Here is a 5,405-nt window from a genome sequence, read left to right on the forward strand (position 1 = left end):
TCATGAAATCATGATTGGCTATTTTCATCCGGCCATAATTGGCGATTTCCGCCCGGCCCGGAATGGCTAATTCCGCCCGGCGCTAACATCGGCTCAATCCGTCCGGCGTCAGCGTCAGATCAAGCGGCAGAAATGCCGCTTTTTCTTCGTTTGTCCAAAGGATTTGGATCTCCGGCTCACTGGTATCTGTTGTCGCGGAGAATTTAACCAACGGTTCATCGAACTGCTTTAAAATATAGTTCATGATAAATCCCCCTCAAAAAGTTACTTCAGACCACACAGGAAATTTTCTACATTCAAATACTGAACACCCTCGGCAAACGTATCTTTTCCGCGATAAAGAACGAATTTACCGCTGATCGGGCCAAAGCGTTTTTCAACGATTTGGCATTTCTCTGCATCACGCAGATGAAGTGTCTGCTTTTCGTTGGCCTCGGTGCTGTGCTTGATTTCATAAATGCGGCAATTTTGATTAGTTTTATCATAGATCACCATGTCAAACTCGCCGCCGGCATCGAACTTGAATTTGAACGCTTCCATCGTACTGGGCGCGGTTTTGCGGACTTCCAGCAGAACAATGTCCTCCAGCATCCGGCCCTTTACATCGTCCAGAATCTTTCCTGTGATATATGCCTTATCTGCTTCGGAAATCGATGCGAAATAGACATCCTGCATCAGGGAGTAGACCAAAGCCTTTGCGATAGCATAGCGCATACCGGGCTGGGAAAAGACGAAATGCTCTGCCTGCTTACCGCTTTCATACCGTTCCGGACAGTTGACGATCAGATCCAGCATAAGCAGATACTTCTTCACTTTGTCGATATGCTCCTGCGTGATCGGGACGGTTGTTTCACTCTTTTCCTTGACCTCAATAATGGCCTTCAGGCGCTCCAATATTTGCTTTTCATCGACATCATAGAGAACAGTCGCCCGTTCCGCAGGGAGATCATGCAGAAGCAGCTCCTTTGCGGAGCCAAAGTCATGGGACTTAAATTCGTCCTCCACCACGCGCAGCACAAACCGGTGGTTCATGTGCTGCACAATGCGGTTGATGACGTTGGTCAGTTCGCCTTTTTCGTAAAGTTCCCGCAGTTGATTGAAGTATTCGCCGTAATGGTCGTTTTTCAGTGTATGCTGAATGTTGCGGCTGATGGCGGTATCAATATACTTCCGGGTACTTTCATCGTCCCGAAACGCGACCTCGTCAAAGGCGGCATCCGGATCGTCAAAGCTCATATTTTCCATTTTCAGTGTTCCGCCGTATTCAATATAAGAATCGACAGAACGGATGTTCAGGAGCCGCGCATACTCCCGAAAGGGAATAAAAGAGGTGTGGATCGTCACGCTTCTGTCGTACAGTTCATCGCGGTTCGCCATAGCGAAACCAAGAGAGTCCGTACCGGAAACAACGATTTTCATGCCCATCATGCTGAACACATCGGAAAGCACGGCAGCGGTGTCGATGAAGTCGCTCAGGAGTGTAATTTCATCAATAAACGCATACCGATAGCCCAGTTCATACAGAGCTTTCAAGTCCTTTGTCAGCCGTGACATATCATCGGTGGTCTGCACCTTGATGTAGGCCGTTTTTTCTATGGGCAGTTCGGAAAGCATTTGGAACAGAAGTGTTGTCTTTCCGGTTCGGCGGAGACCGTATAAAATACAGATCTTCCCATCATAGGAGCCGTTCACAAACTTCTGTAAGGTGCTGAAGCAGTCACGCTTACCGTACTTTGCCACGCTGTTTGCCAGCGCCTGCAAGCCCGTACCCGTGACAACATTCGTATAAAACTCAGGTATTTGTGAGGGGACAGCGGCTGTAACAACAGGCTGACCATAGATTTCCAGCTTTTGATAAATCGCATGGTATCTGGCTGTATTTGCTTTTGCGGCATCGTTTTCGTAATTCTGATAGTTGCGTGTGGACATACCGAGGTATTCCGCACATTGGGCCTGATTCAGCCCTTTTGAAATACGCAATTCTTTTAAGGTCACGCTCATCACCTCGCCTTTATTATATCACAGTATACGCAAAGGACAAGAAAAATACGCAAATATTTCGCATTTTCTTCGTCTATTTTTCGCCTTTCTTCTTAGGGAGCTGTGTGAGAGCGGCCAATTCCTCGTAGGTCAATTCGCCGTTCACGTAGCGGTTTCGTGCATTCTCCGCTTGTGCTTTCCAGATTTGAAATGCGGCATCTGTGTAAATAGCCGGAGTACGGCGAACACGCATATCATAGGTTTTGATCCGCTGCCGGATGAGCTTTAAGCCATCATCGGCAGCGATTTTCTTTTCATGCTTCTCTTTGACTGCGAGTTCTTTGCAGCTTTTTCCGGTATCACCGACTGACCGATCACAATAAAGAGCTTTGGAAGAGAACGGGATAAAGTAACGATGACAATATTCACACTTTTTCAATTCAATTCCTTGCTCGACCATCTCCAGCAGTTCTGTCAGCAGCGTCGCGCCCAAATCGTCCGAGCCCTCGATGCGGGCAAACCGGACGGATTTTGGTGGCGTCGAAATGTGGTCTGCCGCCAACACCGGATCAAAATTCTGCTCATCTACATACAGCTTTCGTTCTGCGCGCATCTTCAGATCCAAACCGGCGATCGCTGTGGCAGCTTGAAAATCGCGGCTCATATAGAGCGCCAAACGCTGCTTGGCGCTCAACTTAGATTTGTCCGGCACGAGCACGGCATCTGCAAAGGCGGAGAGTTCCTTTTGCAGCTTCTCAAAACCTTCCATGCGTTCATCAAGCACGTCTGCCAGCTTTTCTTCAAAAAAGAGGGACTGCACAAAGCGTTCCCCGAAAGGATGGATCGCGCTCAGCGCATTTTTGATCTCGGTAATGGCTTGATTTTCCATCATGGGCGTTGTTCGCACCAGTAATTTCGCCCGTAAAGAAGCGAAATCTGTGGACAAAAAGGCAATAAGGGTTGTCCCAAGACGATATTCCACGGGCTTGAAATCCGTTTCTACATATTCCTTTTTTGGGCCAAAACTCAAGCAATACAAGGCTCTCAAGGCTTTTCCTCCATTCGTGGACACAGCTCCGCATCGTGTGTGGTAAATCATTTGTCACGCGAATAGTTTACCACATATTGAAATCTCCGTCAACGCTTGCTATCATTTTTGTGGAAGTTGAAATTCGATGCAAACGATCTTCCACAAAATTGAATGACCGCCGGAGCGTTTCTCTTTCGGGGAAGCAGGCCATGACCGTCTGATGACGCGAGCGTGCCAAGGAGCAGAAATTGAGTTTCCGTCAGGCAGGAAACCGCTTCCGGGAAAACGGCAACAAGTTCACCGGTCTCTCCGCATAGTTTCAAGGAAAGGGGGGAGCAGGATGGCAAGCAAACCGGAGCTGCTGCATAATCAGGCGGCAGACGAGATCGGGCAGGACTTTCTTTTCGCATACCAGCGAGCCGTCCTGCTCACCTTGCAGCGGCAAGGCTTCCTCAACGAAATGCAGTGTAGGAACTGCGTACAAAAATTAGAAGAGCAGACAAGAAATACAGGAAAATCAAAATCTGTAAAGGAATAATGCCTTTCGCTATTCACACAATTGCAAAGGCACATTCTGTATCGTATGATACGACTAAAAGGAGGAATTTTTATGTTACAAGTAGCAGCGTATTGTCGCGTATCCACGGATAAGGAAGACCAGGCAAATTCCTTTGAAGCGCAGCAGCGGTATTTCCGCGAGTACATCCAGCGCCAGCCGGATTGGGAGCTGCAAGGCATCTATGCTGACGAAGGATTTTCCGGCACATCGACCAACAAGCGCGTGGAGTTCAATAAAATGCTCCACGCGGCGGAGCTGGGACAGATCGACCTGATCGTGACCAAGGAGGTCAGCCGTTTCACCCGCAACACGGTGGACGCGCTGCAAATCACCCGCGAGCTGCGGCGGCGCGGTGTAGGCGTGCTGTTTCTCAATGACAGCCTGGATACCCGCACCAACGATGGGGAGCTGCGGCTGACGATCATGAGTTCCTTCGCACAGGACGAAAGCCGAAGGACCTCTGAACGCTCCAAATGGGGACAGATGCGCAGCATGGAGAAGGGCGTCGTTTTTGGCGGCTCGCTGCTGGGATATGACGTGATCGGCGGCAAAATGACCGTCAACCCGGAGGGCGCGGAAGTTGTCCGGCTCATCTTCCATAAGTACCTGCAAGAGCGCAAAGGGTGCAGCACCATCGCGCGGGAGCTGCGGGAGGCCGGGATTCTCAGCAGCAAGGGCAACTGCCTTTGGTCGTCTGCCACCGTGACTAAGATCCTGAAGAATGAAAAATACTGCGGTGACCTGATCCAGAAAAAGACCTACACGCCGGACTATCTGACGCACGAAAAGAAGTACAACCACGGCAAGGAACCGCTGGTAGAACTAAAAGATCACCACGAGCCCATCATCGACCGCGAAACGTGGCAGGCGGTGCAGCGGGAACTCTCCCGCCGCAACCGCGCGACAGGCTGCGGCGGACACGGCAACCGCTATCCGCTTTCCGGCAAAATTCGCTGCGGTGAGTGCGGCAAAAGCTTCTCTCACCGCACCAAAAAGCGGCAGGACGGAAGCTCCTATTATCGCTGGTGCTGCTTCACCGCCACCAACGAGGGCCTGCGGCGCACAGACGGCGCAGGAAATGTCATCGGATGCAGCGTCGGGCGGCAGATCCGGGACGACATCGCCATGGATCTTCTGCGGCGCTCCGTGAACGCCGTGACGCTGGATAAGAAAGCGATCATATCGAACCTCGCCCGCGTTGTGGAAAGCGTTCTGGCGTCCGGTGAGGACAGCGGCGAGCAGGAGCTGCGGCGGTTGGAATTGGAGCTTGAAAAGCTGCAAGCCCGCAACGACACCATCCATGACCGCTTTTTCGACGAGAGCATCACCAAGGCTGACTATCAGCGCGCCAAAGCCCGTTGTGAAAGTGAAATGAACCGGGTGCAGGAGAAAATCGCCGCGATCAAACAGCGGCAGACGCTGAACACCGACACACAGACCCTAAAACCGGACATCCGCGCCGCCATCACAGGCATCGTCAGCGGACGCACGGCGGACGACGACTTTTACGGGCACCTCCTCCAACAGATGACCGTGTACCGGAACGGCAGGGTAGAGGTGGCGCTCAATCTGCTGCCCGCCAAATGGGTCTATGTGCTGGACGGACTGGAAAAATACCGTGCCAAAATTGGGGGCCATGACGCTTCCTCTGTGCCGATGTCGGTCAGCAGGCCCTTGAGCTCGGGGTAGGGCATGGAGTAGCGCTGGGAGAGGTAGCGCAGCGACGCGCCGAGCTCGCCGTCCGGGCCTCCATATACCAATTAACCATAAAATGAGCACGATTAAAGGACGAGGCGGTAGTGGATGGTGAGGGTGTTGGCGGCTTTGTTCCAGGTG

The 5,405-nt window shown here is 51.6% G+C and carries 5 protein-coding genes and 1 pseudogene; 2 read left to right on the forward strand and 4 right to left on the reverse strand.

Annotated features, from left to right (window positions below; genetic code table 11):
- Window positions 1–82 precede the first annotated feature (82 nt).
- From NI20_RS14985 to NI20_RS0104390, 3 genes are all read right to left on the reverse strand, one after another.
- Complete coding sequence (locus tag NI20_RS14985; RefSeq protein ID WP_156108554.1) at window positions 83–244, reverse strand: hypothetical protein; 162 nt, start codon at window positions 242–244, stop codon at window positions 83–85.
- Between the two features lie 20 nt (window positions 245–264).
- A complete protein-coding gene (locus tag NI20_RS0104385; protein WP_081958373.1) occupies window positions 265–2,001 on the reverse strand; it encodes an AAA family ATPase in 1,737 nt (578 codons plus the stop codon).
- A 73-nt stretch (window positions 2,002–2,074) separates the two neighbouring features.
- Window positions 2,075–3,028, reverse strand: a complete 954-nt coding sequence (locus NI20_RS0104390) for a DUF6076 domain-containing protein (protein WP_033120238.1) — start codon at window positions 3,026–3,028, stop codon at window positions 2,075–2,077.
- Between the two features lie 322 nt (window positions 3,029–3,350).
- Between NI20_RS0104390 and NI20_RS0104395 the strand changes: the two genes are divergently transcribed.
- The gene (locus NI20_RS0104395; protein ID WP_033120239.1) at window positions 3,351–3,548 is read left to right on the forward strand and encodes a hypothetical protein; all 198 of its coding nucleotides are present in this window, start codon (window positions 3,351–3,353) and stop codon (window positions 3,546–3,548) included.
- Window positions 3,549–3,620: 72 nt separating this feature from the next.
- The gene (locus NI20_RS15620; protein ID WP_369699395.1) at window positions 3,621–5,258 is read left to right on the forward strand and encodes a recombinase family protein; all 1,638 of its coding nucleotides are present in this window, start codon (window positions 3,621–3,623) and stop codon (window positions 5,256–5,258) included.
- Here the strand turns inward: NI20_RS15620 and NI20_RS15625 are convergent.
- A pseudogene (locus tag NI20_RS15625) lies at window positions 5,213–5,329 on the reverse strand (manganese catalase family protein); the annotation flags it as partial. The gene NI20_RS15620 and the pseudogene NI20_RS15625 overlap by 46 nt on opposite strands.
- Between the last annotated feature and the right edge of the window lie 76 nt (window positions 5,330–5,405).

Origin of the sequence: Oscillibacter sp. ER4, assembly GCF_000765235.1 — a bacterium.
In the GTDB taxonomy this organism is placed as follows: Bacteria; Bacillota; Clostridia; order Oscillospirales; family Oscillospiraceae; genus Hominicoprocola; species Hominicoprocola fusiformis.